Below are 15,982 nucleotides of genomic sequence, written 5' to 3'. Positions count from 1 at the left end.
GGTCTAGGATCGGCATACCTCGACCCCCTGTCGGACGGAGTGAACCGTGACTGTTCCCCTGATCATCCTGCTCGTCGTCCTGCTCCTGCTGATCGCGCTGGGCTTCGGCGTGATGAGCATCTACAACGGCTTCGTCCGGCAGCGCAACATGATCCAGGAGGCCTGGCGACAGGTCGACGTGGAACTCAACCGGCGTTATGAGTTGATCCCCAACCTGGTGGAGACCGTCCGCGGGTTCGCCGCTCACGAGCGCAACACGCTCGAGGACATCACTCGCCTGCGCAACCAGGCCGCGTCGGTCGCACAGCAGGAGGGCGCGCTGCCGTCCGAGCAGCGGGCCCGGACCGAGGAGGCTCTGTCGGGGGCCGTGCACAACCTGCTGGTCTCCGTCGAGGCCTATCCCGACCTGAAGTCCAATCAGAACTTCCTGCAACTGCAGAAGGAACTCAGTGAGACCGAGGACCGCATCGCGGCCGGTCGGCGCTACTACAACGCGAACGTCCGGGAATACAACACCAAGGTCGAGTCAGTGCCGTCCAGCCTGATCGCCTCCGCGTTCAAGTTCGAGAAGGCGACCTATTTCGAGGTCAACGACCCCGCCGCCCGCCAAGCCCCGGATGTCAACTTCGGATCGATCGCCTATCGGGGCGACGAGCGCCAAGCGCCGTCTCAGCGTGCCGAGGACCGCGGCGAGCCCAGCCAGCCGCAGCTCGGTCACCAGCAGTCCCAGCAGGGTTATGGCCAGCCGGGGCAATACGGCCAGCAGGAGCAATACGGTCAGGGACAGCAGGGCGGCTATGGACAGCAGCCGGCCTATGAACAGCAGCCTTATCAGCAGGGCCAGCCGCCCCAGCAGGGCTACGGGCAGCAGCAGCCGCCGCAGCAGGGCTACGGACAGCAGCAGCCGCCCCAGCAGGGCGGTTATCAGGTCCCGGGGGAGTGGCGCCAGCCCTGAGCTCGGCGCGGATCTTCCGCCCGGAAGAGCTTCGACCTAGAGACTCTGTCCCAGAGAGCTCACACCAAGCGAGCAGCGAAAAGCCCCCAACGCCGACATGGCGGTGGGGGCTTTTGCTGTGGTTCGATCAGGCGCTGACCTCAGCCTTGGCAGCCTTGCTCTTCTTCTTGGCCATCACGTATTCGAAGACCATCGGCAGGATGGACACGAACACGATCAGCAGGATCGCGATCTCGAGGTTGTCGTGCACGAAGGGCACCTGGCCGAGGAAGTAGCCCAGGACGGTCACACCGACGGCCCAGAAGATGCCGCCGATCGCGGTCCAGGTGATGAAGGTGCGGAAGTCCATCTTGGCCACACCCGCAACGAGCGTGACGAAGGTGCGGACCATCGGCACGAAGCGGGCGATGACGAGGGCCTTGGGGCCGTACTTCTCGAAGAACCCGTGCGTCTTGTCCACATAGACGGGGTCGAAAACCTTCCCCATGAAGCCCTTCCGCGGTTTGAACAGCGGCGGGCCGATCAGTTTGCCGATCCAATAGCCGGAGATGTTGCCCAGGATGGCTGCAACGATCAGCACGGCACAGACGATGACCATGGTCTGCAGGTCGGAGCCATAGTTGATCGCGCCCAGTGCGACGAACATGCCGACGGTGAACAGCAGCGAGTCGCCCGGCAGCAACGAGAAGATCCCGCACTCGGCGAAGACGATGAGGGCCACGACCCACAGGGCCCAGGGGCCGGCGGCGTTGATGATCTTCTCCGGATCGAGGAAGTCGGGGAGGAGCATCGGAGTCAGCGCGGCGGTCTGATTGAGGAGATCGAACACCCGTCAAGGGTAACGTCCAGAGTGTGGAATCCCTGACTTCTGTTCCGTCGGTGGGGCCCGGAGTCGGACCGTGGGTCGGCCCCTGGCCCGACGACGCCCGGTTCGACCCCGCGCTGCTCGCCGAGGGCGATCACCGCAACGTCGCCGACCACTTCCGCTATTGGTCGGTCGAGGCGATCGTCGCCGAACTCGACCGCTCCAGAGTGCCGCTGCGGATCGCTATTCAGAACTGGGAGCACGACTTCAACATCGGCTCGGTCGTCCGGACGGCGAACGCCTTCAACGTGGCCGGTGTCCACATCATCGGCCGTCGGCGCTGGAACCGTCGCGGGGCCATGGTCACCGACCGTTATCTGCACGTCCAGCACCATCCGGACGAGCGGGACTTCCTCGACCACCTGCGCGAGTTGGCGTACGAGATCGTCGGTGTCGACAACCTCTCGGGCTCCGTGCCGCTGGAGACCAGCCAGTTGCCGGAGCGTTGTTGCCTGGTGTTCGGTTCGGAGGGGCATGGCCTGACCGATGAACTGGTCGCCGGCTGTGCGCGCCTCGTCGCCATCCGGCAGGACGGCTCGACTCGGTCGATGAACGCGGGCGCGGCGGCGGCGATCGCGATGTACGCCTGGCGCATCGCCAACCCCACCCACTGACCCTCCTATCCTTGGCGCATGCACGAAACCGCCCAGGACCCCATGAGCACCCCCGGACACCAGGCGGCGCATCTGTCGGTCCCGTTCGATGCGCGGGTCTTGGCCGACCGCGTTGCGACCGAGCGCGGGCGCGTGGTCATGAACTCGATCTCCCTCGGCTGCACGCTCCTCGGGCTCGTCGGCGTCCTGCTCTATGTGTGGCTAGGTCGCGATGGTGACTTCGGGGACGTCTTCCGGATGCTGACGTGGCTCCTGTCGGTCTCCGCAGGGGTCAGTCTCGCGATCCTGATCGCCCGGTTCCTGTGGCTCTCGCGGTTGCGCGCAGCCGTCCGCGCGGTCGGCGAAGGGCTTGCGTTCGTGGTGTCGCGGTGGGGGATCGAGTGCGCGGAGGGGCGGGTGCCCTGGGCGGAGGTTGACCGGGTCGCGGTGTCGAAGGGCGCGTGGGGTCATGGACATCGTCTTCGTGTCGACCGGGTGGATGCTCCGCCGTTCGACTTTCCGTTGGCGGGCCTCGGAGTTCTGCCCGGGACGCTCGACTCGGCGATGCGGGCCTATTCGGCCGGTCGGCACGGTGTCGATCTGAGCATCCTCGACGACTGACCCCGGTGGAGTCGAGCGATTCCGTCGGCCGCCGCTGATGTCCGGCGGCCAGATTCCCCACCTGGGCAACGATGCGAGCTCGCCCATGAAAGGATGACGACGAGCCATTCGTGTCCCCGAGTTGGAGAGAGAGCGCGACATGCCTATTGCCACACCTGAGATCTATGCCGAGATGCTGGACCGCGCCAAAGAAGGCGGCTTCGCCTATCCCGCGATCAACATTTCCTCGTCCCAGACCCTCAATGCCGCGCTGGCGGGCTTCGCCGAGGCGGGATCGGACGGCATCATCCAGGTGTCGACCGGTGGCGCGGACTATCTGTCCGGCCCGACCGTGAAGAACATGGTCTCGGGTTCGGTCGCGTTGGCCGAATATGCGCACATCGTCGCCGAGAAATATCCGGTCAACATCGCGCTGCACACCGACCACTGCCCCAAGGACAAGCTCGACACCTTCGTTCGCCCGCTGATCGCAATCTCGCAGGAACGCGTCGACAAGGGCGGCAACCCGCTGTTCCAGTCGCACATGTGGGACGGGTCGGCCTCGCCGCTCGACGAAAACCTGTCGATCGCCGGCGAGCTCATGGAGCTCTGCAAGGCCGCGAACATCCTGCTCGAGGTCGAGATCGGTGTCGTCGGCGGCGAGGAGGACGGTGTCGCCCACGAGATCAACGACAAGCTCTATTCGACCCCCGAGGATGCCATCGCCACCGCGAAGGCGCTCGGCTATGGCGACCGCGGTTACTACATGACGGCCCTGACCTTCGGCAACGTTCACGGTGTCTACAAGCCCGGCAACGTGAAGCTGAAGCCCGAGGTGCTCAAGGAAGCCCAGGAGGCCGTGGTCAAGGAGTTCGGCCTGCCCGCCGGATCGAAGCCGTTCCACCTCGTGTTCCACGGCGGTTCCGGCTCGTCGCCGGAGGAGATCGCCGAGGCGCTCAGCTATGGCGTGGTGAAGATGAACGTCGACACCGACACCCAGTACGCATTCACCCGTCCCGTCGTGACGCACATGATGCAGAACTATGACGGTGTGCTGAAGATCGACGGCGAGGTCGGCAACAAGAAGATGTATGACCCGCGGTCGTGGGGCAAGTCCGCCGAGGCCAACATGGCTGCCCGTGTCGTCGAGGCCTGCCAGGACCTCAACTCCACCGGCACCACGCTCAAGGTCTGACCACTGCACCAACCGCAGCAGCCCCCGTCCATTCCGGGCGGGGGCTGTTGCGTTCCGTGGATCGGGTTGCAGCTGGTTCGAGGCAACGGGCTGGCCACGACAGCAGAACGCCGGCCCCGTGAGGGGCCGGCGCATTGCGGATGAAACAGCGGGCGGGTCAGTGCTGCAGCACGTGCCCGGTGCCCACGCCGGTCATGGAGCGAACCTCCATCTCGGCGGAGACCGCCTCGTTCTCCTCCTTCGAGGTCAGCGAGCCGATGATGGCGAGGAGGAAGCCAACCGGGACGGACACGAGCGCCGGGTTGGTCAGCGGGAACCACGCCAGGTGGAGCTCGGGGAACATCGCCGAAGCCAGGTCCTGCGAGGCTCCGACCGGAGTGAAGACGACCGGGGAGAACGCGATCAACACGATCGCCGTGATCAGACCGCCATAGATCGACCAGAGCGCACCGCGGGTGTTGAACTTCTTCCAATACAGCGAGAAGAGGATCGACGGCAGGTTCGCGCTCGCCGCGATGGCGAAGGCCAGCGACACCAGGAACGCGACGTTGATGTCCTTGGCGGCGACGCCACCGACGATGGAGAGGATGCCGAGGATGATCACGACGATCCGAGCCACGCGGATTTCCTTGGCGGGATCTGCGGTGCCCTTGTGGATCACGTTGTTATAGATGTCGTGCGCGAACGAGGCCGAGGCCGCGATCGCGAGACCGGCAACGACCGCGAGGATGGTCGCGAACGCGACGCCCGAGATCACGCCCATGAGCACGGAACCACCGAGCTCGAGCGCCAGCAGCGGAGCAGCCGCGTTGGCCTTGCCCGGTGCGGCGAGGATGTTGTCGCGGCCGACCATGACCGCAGCGCCATAACCCATCACCATCGTGAACAGATAGAACAGGCCGATGAGGGAGATGGCCCACGCCACGGAGCGTCGGGCTTCCTTGGCAGTCGGCACCGTATAGAAGCGCATCAGCACGTGCGGCAGACCCGCGCAGCCAAGGACGACGGCGATGGCAAGAGAGATGAAGCCCAGCGGGTTGGCGCCGTATTGCAGCATCGGCTGCAGGATGGCGATGCCCTCGGGGTGCTCGTTGACCGCCTCGCCCAACAGCGCCGAGAAGTTCATCCGGTTGAGGCCCAGGACCCACACGGTCATCAGGCCGGCGCCGATCATGAGGAGAACGGCCTTGATCATCTGCACCCACGTGGTGCCCTTCATGCCGCCGATGAGGACATAGATCATCATGAGCACGCCGACGATGCCGATGACCAGCACCTGCGCGAAGCCCCCCTCGATGCCGAGGAGCACGGCGACCAAGCTGCCCGCGCCCACCATCTGGGCCAGCAGATAGAAGAAGCTGATCACGAGCGTGGAGATGGACGCGGCCATCCGCACGGGGGACTGCCTGGTCCGGAACGACAGCACGTCGGCCATCGTGTAGCGGCCGGTGTTTCGCATGGGCTCGGCCACGAGCAGCAGCGCGACCAGCCAGGCGACCAGATAACCGATGGAGAACAGCAAGCCGTCATAGCCATAGATGGCGACGGCGCCGACGATGCCGAGGAACGATGCGGCGGACAGATAGTCGCCCGCAATCGCGAAGCCGTTCTGGCGGCCGCTGAACTCGGCGCCGCCGGTGTAGTAGCCCTTGCCCTTGGCAGCACGCCCGCCGCTGGAGACGTAGATCACGATGCCCAGCGTCAGGATCACAAAGGCGATGAAGATGACGATGTTGAGGACCGGGTTGGCCTGAGCCTGCATGAGTGTCATCGCTGCTCACCCTCCAGTCGGGACCGGAGCTCGCCGGCCAAGGGGTCCAAGTTTTTGTTGGCGTGGCGGATATAGAGCGCTGTCAACAGGAATGTGGTGACGAACTGCAGCAGCCCGAGGAAGATGCCGACGGTGATGTTGCCGATGAACGGCCTCGACATGAAATCCGTGGCATAGCTGGACAGGATCACGAACAGGAAATACCAGACCAGAAATGCCGCGGTCAGTGGAAATGCGAAACCGCGGAAGTTCTTCCGCAACTGTGCGAACTCAGGGGTGTTGCTCACCGTCACGAACTCGTCGCGGGTCGGTTCTCTTTTGGCCGGAGGACGATCGTCTCCGGGCCGGTCGGCGCTGGATGCCATCGGCCTCTCCTTCTGGGTGTCGCCGTTGAAACCAGGGGATGGGCAAAACATCGCACACGCCGGAGGGTTCCGTGGCCAATTGCCGACAATCGCCGTCAGGCTGTTATGTGCAGCCCATAGAACTTTTTAATGGCGCTCTCAAGGCTGCCTTCGGGGAGCCGCGCAAAGGCGGCTTGGCTGCGCTCGTGTTGGCGATTCGCGTGGGCGTCCCGGTGAACTAGGGTGGATCGCGTGACCGAACCTCGCGAGAACCTGCTGGCCAGCCACAGCACCATTCCGGCGACCAAGCTGCCCGATGATCCGGCGGCGGCCGAGATCCTGGCCCACGGCAAGGAACGGTTCGTGGAGATCGTGCGGAAACACCCCGAGTCGAGCCTGTGCTGGGCGATGTTGGCCGAGGGAGCGCTCTCGATGGGCACGCCGGATGCCGACCTGACGGCGTACGCGTATGCGCGGACCGGCTATCACCGCGGTCTCGATCTGCTTCGCCGTGCGGGTTGGAAGGGCCAGGGGCCGATTCCGTGGGAGCACGGCCCCAACCGCGGTTTCCTGCGGGCGCTGTGGGCGCTCGCGGTTGCGGCGCACCGGATCGGGGAGAAGCCCGAGGCCGAGCGCTGCTCCCAGTTCCTGAAGGATTCGTCCTTCCAGGCCTATGACGTGCTGACCGACATCCGGCCGCTCGACCGGGTCGCGGACCAGTCGGGTGCTTCATCCTGACGTCGTTATCCTGAACTGTCACCAGGGGCCCCGTGTTCGCGACACCGTCGGGCCCCAGTCCTGCGAGAAAGGCAGTGCGTCATGCCCGGCATCATCGTGGTGGGGTCCCAATGGGGGGACGAAGGCAAGGGCAAAGCGACCGACCAGATGGGTGACCGCGTCGACTTCTGCGTGCGCTATTCAGGTGGCAACAACGCGGGGCACACGCTCGTCGTGGACGGCGAGAAGTACGCGATGCACCTCTTGCCGTCCGGCATCCTCAGCCCCAACTCGACCCCGGTGATCGGCAATGGTGTCGTCATCGACCTGGGCGTCCTGTTCCACGAGATCGATGTCCTGACCGGTCGCGGCGTCGACTGCAGCAACCTCAAGGTGTCGTCGAACGCTCACATCATCACGTCCTATCACCGCACGATGGACAAGGTCACCGAGCGCTTTGCCGGCAAACGCAAGATCGGCACCACCGGCCGGGGTATCGGCCCGACCTATTCGGACAAGATCAACCGGATGGGCATCCGCGTGCAGGACCTCTTCGACGAGGAGCACCTGCGCCAGAAGGTCGAGGCGGCGCTCGACCAGAAGAACCAGATCCTCGTCAAGATCTACAACCGACGCCACATCGAGGCGGACGAGATCGTCGAGGAACTGCTCGCCCACGGCGAGCGCCTGCGCCCGATGGTCGTCGACACCGTCCGCCTGCTCAACGACGGGCTGGACGAGGGCAAGATCGTGCTGTTCGAGGGCGCCCAGGCGCATCATCTCGACGTCGACCACGGCACCTATCCCTATGTCACCTCCTCCAACCCGACCGCCGGCGGTGCCTGCACCGGCACCGGTGTCGGTCCGACCCGGATCGATCGGGTGATCGGCATCGCGAAGGCGTACACCACCCGCGTCGGCGAGGGCCCGTTCCCGACGGAACTCCACGACGAGACCGGTGAGAAGCTCCGAACGGACGGCGGTGAGTTCGGCGTCACCACCGGACGCCCCCGGCGGTGCGGCTGGTTCGATGCGCTCGTCGTCGAGGCGGCGGCCACCGCCAATGCGTTCACCGATGTCTTCCTCACCAAGCTCGACATCCTCTCGGGCTGGGACCGGATTCCCGTCTGCGTCGCCTATGACGTGAACGGCACCCGGCACGACCGCCTGCCGATGAGCCAGCAGGAGTTCGCGGAGGCAACACCCATCTATGAAGAGCTCGACGGCTGGCATGAGGACATCTCCGGCTGCCGCGAGTTCGACGACCTGCCGGTCAAGGCCCAGGACTACGTCAAGCGCCTCGAAGAACTCATCGGGACGCGCATTTCCGGCATCGGCGTCGGCCCGGGCCGCGAGCAGACGGTCATGGTCCACGACCTCATCGACTGAGTCCCAGCACTCATCCGACTTCCAATCCCGCACGACTCTAGGAGCGACATGAAGGTACTCGTCCTCGGCAGCGGCGCCCGCGAACACGCCCTGGCGGCAGCGTTGGAGCGCGACCCCATCGTGACGAAGGTGTACGCGGCACCCGGCTCCGCGATGATGGCCCAGGTTGCCGAGCTGGTCCGCGTGGACCTGCTCTATCCGGCCGAGGTCGCCAACCTCGCTCAGGAGCTCGAAGTCGGGCTCGTTGTCGTGGGCCCCGAGGCCCCGCTGGTCGCCGGTGTCGCCGATGCCGTCCGTGAGGCCGGCATCCCCTGCTTCGGCCCGTCCAAGGGCGCAGCCCAGATCGAGGGCTCCAAGGCGTTCGCCAAGGAGATCATGGCCGCCGCCGGCGTGCCGACCGCGCAGTCCCGCCTCTGCGCCGACATGGCCGAAGTGGAGGCCGCGCTCGACGAGTTCGGCGCGCCCTATGTCGTCAAGGAGGATGGTCTCGCCTCCGGCAAGGGCGTCATCGTGACCGACGACCGGGAAGCTGCCCTCGAGCACGCTCGCAAGTGCGACTCGGTGCTCGTCGAGGAGTTCATGTCCGGCCCCGAGGTCTCGCTCTTCGCCATTTGCGACGGCAAGACCGCGATCCCGATGCAGGCCGCCCAGGACTTCAAGCGTGCGCTCGACGGTGACAAGGGCCCGAACACGGGTGGCATGGGGGCGTACACCCCGCTGCCCTGGGCCCCGCCCAACCTCGAACAGGAGACCACCGAGAAGGTCGTCCAGCCGGTGCTGGACGAGATGGCCAGGCGCGGCACCCCGTTCGTCGGCCTGCTCTATGCCGGTCTCATGCTGACCCCGAAGGGCGTCAAGGTCGTCGAGTTCAATGCGCGCTTCGGTGACCCCGAGACCCAGCCCCTGCTGCTGCAGCTCGAATCGCCGCTCGCCCAGGTGCTGTTGGCCGCGGCGAACGGTGAGCTCGAGAGTGTCGGTCCCCTCCGCTTCACGCCGGGCTTCGCCGTCGGCGTGGTGATCGCCGCGGACGGCTATCCCGATCAGCCGGAGCTCGGCACGCGCGTGTTCGAGGGTCAGTTCCGTTCCGGAAACATCAAGCTCTATCACGGCGGCACGGGCCGTGATGATCTCGGCAACCTCGTCGTCACCGGCGGTCGCATCTTCACGGTCACCGGTCGTGGGCACACGCTCGGGTTCGCCCGCAAGATGGTGTACGCAGCCATCCAGGCGTTCCACCTCCCGAAAACCTTCCACCGCGACGACATCGCCGCCAAGGCCGCCCGGAACGAAATCCGTTATGAGGTGCCCGAGGGGGGCCTCTTCCAGTGAGCGCCGCCATCCCCAACGTTCTGGCCACCCGTTATGCCTCTCCCGCAATGCGCGAGATCTGGTCTCCCGAGGAGAAGATCCGCGCGGAGCGGCGGCTGTGGCTGGCCGTGCTCGCTGCCCAGCGTGACCTGGGTGTCGACTTCGGTGGTGACGATCCCGACGCGGTGATCGTGGCGTACGAAAAGGTCCTGGATCACGTCGATCTGGACTCGATCGCCGAACGTGAGCGGGTGACCAAGCACGATGTGAAAGCCCGGATCGAGGAATTCAACGCCCTCGCCGGCCACGAGCACGTGCACAAGGGGATGACCAGCCGGGACCTCACCGAGAACATCGAGCAGTTTCAGGTCCTGGCCTCGCTGCGGCTGGTTCGTGATCGAGTCATCGCGGCCCTGGTCGCGCTGGCGGCGCTAGCCGCTCGTTATGGAGAGCTCGCGATGGCCGGGCGCTCCCACAATGTCGCAGCCCAGATCACCACCTTGGGCAAGCGGTTCGCGACGGCGACGGATGAGCTGTTGGTGGCGTACGAACGTGTCACCGAACTCATCGACCGCTATCCGTTGCGCGGCATCAAGGGCCCGGTCGGCACCAGCCAGGACATGCTCGACCTCCTCGGCGGCGACGCCGCCAAGCTCGAGGAGCTCGAGCGCCGCATCGCCGAGCAGCTCGGATTCCGGCGGGTGCTCACGTCGACGGGTCAGGTCTATCCCCGGTCGCTCGACTGGGACGTGCTCACCACGCTCGCGCAGGTCGCCGCCGCTCCGTCGAACGTCGCGACGTCGATCCGGCTGATGGCGGGCCATGAGCTCGTGACCGAGGGCTTCAAGCCGGGTCAAGTCGGCTCCTCGGCGATGCCGCACAAGATGAACACCCGCTCGTGTGAGCGGGTGAACGGCTTCGCCGTCATCCTGCGCGGTTATGTGTCGATGGTCGGCGAACTGGCGGGCGACCAGTGGAATGAGGGGGATGTGTCCTGCTCGGTCGTGCGCCGGGTCGCCCTCCCCGACGCCTGTTATGCCCTCGACGGGCTGTTCGAGACGTTCCTCACCGTGCTCGCGGACTTCGGCGCGTTCGAGGCCGTCGTCGACGCCGAACTGCAGCGCTATCTGCCGTTCCTCACCACGACCAAGGTGCTCATGGCCGCGGTGCGCAAGGGCATCGGCCGAGAGCAGGCGCACGAGGCGATCAAGGAGCACGCCGTCGCGGTGGCCCTGGAGATGCGCGAGTCCGGCCGTGCGGACAACGACCTGATGGACCGGTTGGCCGGGGACGCGCGGCTGGGCCTGACCCGGGACGAGCTCGGCGAACTGTTGACCGAGCCGCTGGCGCTGGCTGGCTCCGCGCAGGCGCAGGTCCAGCGACTCGTCGGGCAGGTCGCCGAGATCGCGGCGCAGCACCCGGCCGCTGCGGCGTACCGTCCCGGGTCGGTGCTCTGAACTCAGCCGGCGATGTTCACGTGCCAGGTGATGCCATAGCGGTCGATGAGCTGACCGTATTCATCGCCCCACATCTGCTTCTCCAGCGGCACCACGACGTTCCCGCCCTCGGCAAGCCCCTCCCAATAGCCCCGGAGCGCGGATGACTCGTCGCCGGAAAGACTCATCTGCATGTTGTTGCCCTGCTTGAGTTCGGACATCCCCTCCATCGTGTCCGAGGCGAAGATATGGAAACCGGCAGGCGTGTCGAGCGAACCGTGCATGATGCCGTCGGCGTCCATGCCCGACTCACGGAACGTCATCAGCCGAGGGGTGCCGCCGAGAATGCGGGCATAGAAGTTGAGCGCTTCCTCGGCGTTGCCGGGGAAGGTGACATAGGGATTCAACTGCTGGGCCATGATCGGCTCCTCTCACGTGGTGATCGTGGGCTGGGCGTTCATATTGGACCGCATCGCCGAGCGACCCGGCAACTGAACGCGGAGTGGCGAAGTCCCCGGGACGTGCGACAGTGAAGCCATGTTGCTGAGGGAGACCCGGCCGGAGGATCTGGACGGGGTAATCGGGTTGGAGGAGTCGGAAGACACCTGCGACTGGCTGGGCGATACGGGCCGGTCGTGGCACGAGAACGCTCTGGCCGATCCTGACCAATGGCATCTCGTGTTCGTCAAGGCTCATCCGAGTCGGGACGACGAGGACCGCGACGGTGAGGAACTCGTCGGGTTCGTCGTGCTCGCCGGCCTGGCCAAGCCCGGTCCTGTGGAGATGCGACGCATGGTGGTCAGCGCGGTCCAGCGCGGCAAGGGCTATGGCCGTCAGCTTCTCGGAGAAGTGTTCAAGCTGATCGACGACGTCCCCGACCGCGATCGCATCTGGCTCGACGTGTCGCCGGACAACGAGCGCGCGGTGGCGCTCTATGACAGCGTCGGCTTCGAGCCCTGCGAAGCGCCCGAGGGCGCGCCGCGCAACAACGGCGTGGTCTACATGGACTACGAGCTCTGAGCCGGACGTCCGTCCGCTCGGGTCAGTCCCAGTTCTTGTTCAGTTCAGCCGCTTCGGCGGCAGCCGCTGCCTGCTCTGCCGGATCGAGGTCGCTGGGTCCGGACTCCGGTTCCGTCACGTCCGAGAGGGTCTGCTGGTGCTCCTCGGCGACCGCGGGACGATCCGGATCCCTCGTCCAACCGGCCGGCATCTGAACGATCAGGGCGTCCGGCTCGACGCTCATGCGCACGGCCAGGATCTCGCCGAAGTGGTCGCCGTCGAGCTCGATCTCGTGCGGGTCACGGAACGTCAACTCCAGGGTCCGGCACTGCTGATAGCTCAACTGACGGTCGCGGTCACGGGTCCGCCGCACGACATCGCTGCCCGTGCGTCGCAGGATGGCGTTGTCGACGAGCACCTTCCAGCCGACCCGCACCCAGCCCCACACTCCCTGCGGGCGGGCGGCCACGACATCGAGGAGCCCGTCATCGACCGCAGCGTCGGGCAGCAGGAGCACGTTGTTGCCGATCGACCCGCAGTTGCCGACGATGACCGTGTGCACCTTGGCGCGGCGAGGCTTCTCGTTGTCGAGGCGGAAGATGAGGCGCATCCGGTGGCTCTTGGTGAGTGCCTCCGCCCCGGACTTCACATAAGCCAGCATCCCGACCTTGTCCTTGAGGTCCTCGTCGGTGGACGACATGATCTCCGCATCCAGACCCATGCCGGCCATGACGACGAACGCCCGCTCCTCCTGGTGTCCGCCCTGCGGGCGCGACCAGGTGGCGATGCCGAGGTCGACCTTGCGGGGCACCCCATTGAAGGCAGCGTCCACGGACTCCTCGAGGTTGTCGAGCGTCAGATCCAGGTTGCGCGCCAACAGGTTTCCGGTGCCCTGGGGGCAGAGCGCGAGGGGCACGCCCGAGTTGCGCAGACCTTCCGACACCGCCCGGATCGTGCCATCGCCACCCACCGCGATGACCACGTCGCAGCCGCGTTCGACCGCCTCCTTGGCCATGCCGGTGCCGGGATCGTCCTCAGCGGTTTCCAACCACACGGACTCGCCCCAGCCGGCGGCAGCGGCGGCAGGGTCGATCACCTCGGCCAAGTCCTCGCGCTCGACCTTGGTGGGATTGAAGACGACAGCGGCGTTCGGCATGGCATCTGCTCTCAGGGTTGGGACGACTGCTTATCGACATTACTCGGTGCAGTCCGGACTTCTCCGATCAGTGCCTCGATCGCGTCCGCGGCGTCCTCGGGGTCGAAGCCGCGTGCACGCATCGTGAGGGCGTGGAAGATCAAGCCGTCGAGATAGTCGGCGATCATCCGCGCCCGCCGTTCGGGCCCTTCAGCCCCCAGCGCTTCCAGGAGTGGGACGAGCATCGCGACGAAGCCGAGATGCTGAGCGCCCAGGTCGATGTCGGGGTGGAGCGCCAATTCCAGCCGGGCGCGAGTGAGGGTGCTCAGCGGGGGCCGGGTCAGAGCTGCGGACTGGTTGGCGAGCTGGTGGGCCAGGGCGGTCGGGGAGGACAGGTCGGGTCGCATGTCGCCCGCTTCCATCGCCTCCAGGTCGAGTTCGACCAGGCGGGCGACGAGCCCGTCGATCAGCGCCTGCCTGCTGCGGAAGACATTCGAGGTGCTGCCCGGTGGCAGCTCTGCCGCCGCATCCACCGCCCGGTGAGTGACTCCCCGCAACCCGTGCTTGGCCAGCACCAGCAGGCCGGCGTCGGCAACGGTTCGGCGGCGATCGGACATGCACCGAATCTAGCCCGTGGACGTGACACTACAAACGTAGTAACCTGCCGATGTGAACACGATCATTATCGTGGGCGGCGGAGTTGCCGGTCTCGCTCTGGCTGCCGCGCTGGATCCTCAGCGCTGGCGGGTCACGCTGATCGAACAGCGCCCGGTCCCGACCGACGTCGGCACCGCGTTCGGGATCTGGCCGGTCGCGCAGCGGGCGCTGGCGTTTCTGGGGCTCGGGGATTGGCTCACCGCCGAGTGCGTGCGCGTCACCGACGGCGCGATCAGACAGGCCGACAACAAGCCGATCGTGCAGATGCGAGGCGTTGACATGGCCCTCGTCTCGCGTCCGGAGTTGCTGCGCGCGCTCGATGCTGCGGTTCCGGCGTCCGTCGAGCGGGTGAAACGTCGTGTCGAGGACCCGCGCGACCTGTCGGGGGACGTGGTCGTGGCCGCCGACGGGGCCCGCAGCCGCGTGCGCGCCGCGATCTGGGGAGACACCGCCACGCCGGTCGGCACGTGGGCGGTCCGCGGGGTCCTCCCGCGGCCGGCGGAGGTGATCGACATGGCCGAATACTGGGGCGGCCGAGTCTTGTTCGGCATCTCGCCCGCCTCCGCGCACATGACGAATTGGTACGCCACGATTCGGCACGACCCAGGTCCACCCGAGGCCGCTCTTGACGCGCTGCGCCAGACCCATCGCGACTTTCCGGCCCCCGTCCGGAGAGTCCTGGCCGAAGCGGAGGCAGGGCGCACTCTCGTGAACCGGATCCTGATCTCTCCGCTCACCCGGCGCCTGGTCCGCGGCCGTCATGTGTTGATCGGCGACGCTGCCCACGCGATGTCGCCGAGTCTCGGCAGGGGCGCCTGCGAGGCGCTGGTCGACGCGGTCGCGTTGGCGCATGAACTCAACCGCCGAGACCCGGAGACGGGACTGCGGGCGTACCAGCGACAGCGACTCATCCCCGGACAGGCAGTGCGCACCGCCGCTTCGGTCGCGTTGCGCCTCCAGGAAGCCGGGCCGCGGGTCCACCGCCTGCTGGCGACGCTGGGCTGAACCGAGCCCCGGGCGTCCGGACCAATAAGCTGAACCGGTGCCGACCACAGACATCACCCCCCAGTTCGACCAGATCCTCGGCCTGCCGTTGATCCATGTGGGCAAGGTCCGGGAGCTCTATGCGCTGCCCGACCAGCCCGATCGCATGCTGATGGTGGCGACGGACAACATCTCCGCGTTCGACTGGGTGCTGGACAGCCAGATCCCGGACAAGGGAGCGATCCTCAACCGGCTCTCGCTCTGGTGGTTCGACCAACTGTGCGACCTGGTCGACAACCACATCGTGTCGACCGACGTCCCGGCACCGGTCGCCGGACGGGCGGTCGTGGTCGAGAAGCTCGACATGATCCCCGTCGAATGCGTCGCGCGCGGCTATCTGACGGGGTCGGGCTGGAAGGAATATCGGGAATCGCGATCGGTGTGCGGCATCCCCCTCCCGGAGGGCCTGACCGATGGTGCTCGGCTCCCGGAGCCCCTGTTCACGCCCGCGACCAAGGCAGCCATCGGTGACCACGATGAGAACGTCGACTTCGACCATGTCGTCGGGCAGGTCGGGCGCGAGACCGCGGTGGCGATCCGCGACCTGACTCTGGAGGTGTACGCGGCGGCCGAGCGCATCGCCCGTGAGCGCGGCATCATCCTGGCCGACACGAAATTCGAGTTCGGCCGCCGGCCCGACGGGACCATCGTGCTCGCCGACGAAGTGCTGACTCCTGACAGCTCACGCTTCTGGGAAGCCGCGCAATGGCCGGAGTCCCTGGCGTCCTTCGACAAGCAATATGTTCGCGACTGGCTGGTTAAGGAGTCGGGCTGGAACGCCACCTCCGACGAGGCTCCGCCGCCCTTGCCCGAAGGCATCGTGGCGGCGACCCGGGAACGCTACGCGGAGGCATATCAGCGACTCACGGGCGAGCCCTTCACCGTCGTCGACACGCACTAGGTGTACCCGGCCATCAGGTTGGTGACAGTCGGCTGATGGGTGGGAGCCCGTTGAGTGCGCTGTGGCCTCGTTC

The 15,982-nt window shown here is 66.4% G+C and carries 16 protein-coding genes and 1 pseudogene; 11 read left to right on the top strand and 6 right to left on the bottom strand.

The window, feature by feature from the left end:
• The first annotated feature begins 46 nt into the window (after positions 1–46).
• On the top strand, positions 47–955 hold the full coding sequence (locus tag ACQ260_RS14430) for a LemA family protein (RefSeq protein ID WP_432560157.1): 909 nt from the start codon (positions 47–49) through the stop codon (positions 953–955).
• Positions 956–1,082: 127 nt separating this feature from the next.
• On the opposite strand, the gene ACQ260_RS14425 is transcribed toward ACQ260_RS14430, so the two are convergent.
• Positions 1,083–1,745 carry a DedA family protein gene (locus tag ACQ260_RS14425; RefSeq protein ID WP_432560289.1) on the bottom strand — a complete coding sequence of 221 codons (663 nt, stop codon included), beginning with the start codon at positions 1,743–1,745 and terminating at the stop codon, positions 1,083–1,085.
• Positions 1,746–1,807: 62 nt separating this feature from the next.
• Here ACQ260_RS14425 and ACQ260_RS14420 point away from each other — a divergent pair, with 62 nt between their 5' ends.
• From ACQ260_RS14420 to fbaA, 3 genes are all read left to right on the top strand, one after another.
• On the top strand, positions 1,808–2,434 hold the full coding sequence (locus tag ACQ260_RS14420) for a TrmH family RNA methyltransferase (protein ID WP_432560156.1): 627 nt from the start codon (positions 1,808–1,810) through the stop codon (positions 2,432–2,434).
• Between the two features lie 18 nt (positions 2,435–2,452).
• On the top strand, positions 2,453–3,034 hold the full coding sequence (locus ACQ260_RS14415) for a hypothetical protein (protein WP_432560155.1): 582 nt from the start codon (positions 2,453–2,455) through the stop codon (positions 3,032–3,034).
• 139 nt (positions 3,035–3,173) lie between these two features.
• Positions 3,174–4,208 carry a class II fructose-bisphosphate aldolase gene (gene fbaA / locus ACQ260_RS14410; protein WP_432560154.1) on the top strand — a complete coding sequence of 345 codons (1,035 nt, stop codon included), beginning with the start codon at positions 3,174–3,176 and terminating at the stop codon, positions 4,206–4,208.
• Between the two features lie 157 nt (positions 4,209–4,365).
• Here fbaA and ACQ260_RS14405 read toward each other — a convergent pair whose 3' ends face one another.
• Positions 4,366–5,979, bottom strand: coding sequence for a monocarboxylic acid transporter (locus ACQ260_RS14405; protein ID WP_432560153.1), 1,614 nt, complete (start codon positions 5,977–5,979; stop codon positions 4,366–4,368).
• Positions 5,976–6,344 carry a DUF485 domain-containing protein gene (locus ACQ260_RS14400; protein WP_432560152.1) on the bottom strand — a complete coding sequence of 123 codons (369 nt, stop codon included), beginning with the start codon at positions 6,342–6,344 and terminating at the stop codon, positions 5,976–5,978. The genes ACQ260_RS14405 and ACQ260_RS14400 overlap by 4 nt, the downstream gene beginning before the upstream one ends.
• A 231-nt stretch (positions 6,345–6,575) precedes the next feature.
• Here ACQ260_RS14400 and ACQ260_RS14395 point away from each other — a divergent pair, with 231 nt between their 5' ends.
• From ACQ260_RS14395 to purB, 4 genes are all read left to right on the top strand, one after another.
• The gene (locus tag ACQ260_RS14395) at positions 6,576–7,061 is read left to right on the top strand and encodes a DUF3151 domain-containing protein (RefSeq protein ID WP_432560151.1); all 486 of its coding nucleotides are present in this window, start codon (positions 6,576–6,578) and stop codon (positions 7,059–7,061) included.
• Between the two features lie 81 nt (positions 7,062–7,142).
• A complete protein-coding gene (locus tag ACQ260_RS14390) occupies positions 7,143–8,429 on the top strand; it encodes an adenylosuccinate synthase (protein WP_432560150.1) in 1,287 nt (428 codons plus the stop codon).
• A gap of 48 nt (positions 8,430–8,477) precedes the next feature.
• A complete protein-coding gene (gene purD / locus ACQ260_RS14385) occupies positions 8,478–9,758 on the top strand; it encodes a phosphoribosylamine--glycine ligase (protein WP_432560149.1) in 1,281 nt (426 codons plus the stop codon).
• Between the two features lie 47 nt (positions 9,759–9,805).
• Complete coding sequence (gene purB / locus ACQ260_RS14380; protein WP_432560288.1) at positions 9,806–11,194, top strand: adenylosuccinate lyase; 1,389 nt, start codon at positions 9,806–9,808, stop codon at positions 11,192–11,194.
• A 2-nt stretch (positions 11,195–11,196) separates the two neighbouring features.
• Here purB and ACQ260_RS14375 read toward each other — a convergent pair whose 3' ends face one another.
• Complete coding sequence (locus ACQ260_RS14375) at positions 11,197–11,592, bottom strand: VOC family protein (RefSeq protein WP_432560148.1); 396 nt, start codon at positions 11,590–11,592, stop codon at positions 11,197–11,199.
• A gap of 118 nt (positions 11,593–11,710) precedes the next feature.
• Here ACQ260_RS14375 and ACQ260_RS14370 point away from each other — a divergent pair, with 118 nt between their 5' ends.
• Complete coding sequence (locus tag ACQ260_RS14370) at positions 11,711–12,193, top strand: GNAT family N-acetyltransferase (protein ID WP_432560147.1); 483 nt, start codon at positions 11,711–11,713, stop codon at positions 12,191–12,193.
• 22 nt (positions 12,194–12,215) lie between these two features.
• Here the strand turns inward: ACQ260_RS14370 and ACQ260_RS14365 are convergent, their stop codons facing one another.
• Both ACQ260_RS14365 and ACQ260_RS14360 read right to left on the bottom strand, forming a co-directional pair.
• The gene (locus ACQ260_RS14365) at positions 12,216–13,328 is read right to left on the bottom strand and encodes a diacylglycerol/lipid kinase family protein (protein ID WP_432560146.1); all 1,113 of its coding nucleotides are present in this window, start codon (positions 13,326–13,328) and stop codon (positions 12,216–12,218) included.
• A gap of 11 nt (positions 13,329–13,339) precedes the next feature.
• Positions 13,340–13,924, bottom strand: a complete 585-nt coding sequence (locus tag ACQ260_RS14360) for a TetR/AcrR family transcriptional regulator (protein ID WP_432560145.1) — start codon at positions 13,922–13,924, stop codon at positions 13,340–13,342.
• A 52-nt stretch (positions 13,925–13,976) separates the two neighbouring features.
• Here ACQ260_RS14360 and ACQ260_RS14355 point away from each other — a divergent pair, with 52 nt between their 5' ends.
• On the top strand, positions 13,977–14,969 hold the full coding sequence (locus ACQ260_RS14355) for an FAD-dependent oxidoreductase (protein ID WP_432560144.1): 993 nt from the start codon (positions 13,977–13,979) through the stop codon (positions 14,967–14,969).
• Positions 14,970–15,042: 73 nt separating this feature from the next.
• Positions 15,043–15,879, top strand: a pseudogene (locus ACQ260_RS14350) (phosphoribosylaminoimidazolesuccinocarboxamide synthase); the annotation flags it as partial.
• Positions 15,880–15,982: the final 103 nt, after the last annotated feature.

Source organism: Ammonicoccus luteus (assembly GCF_050880385.1).
Lineage (GTDB): Bacteria > Actinomycetota > Actinomycetes > Propionibacteriales > Propionibacteriaceae > Enemella.
This window is presented reverse-complemented; position numbering and strand designations above follow the sequence as displayed.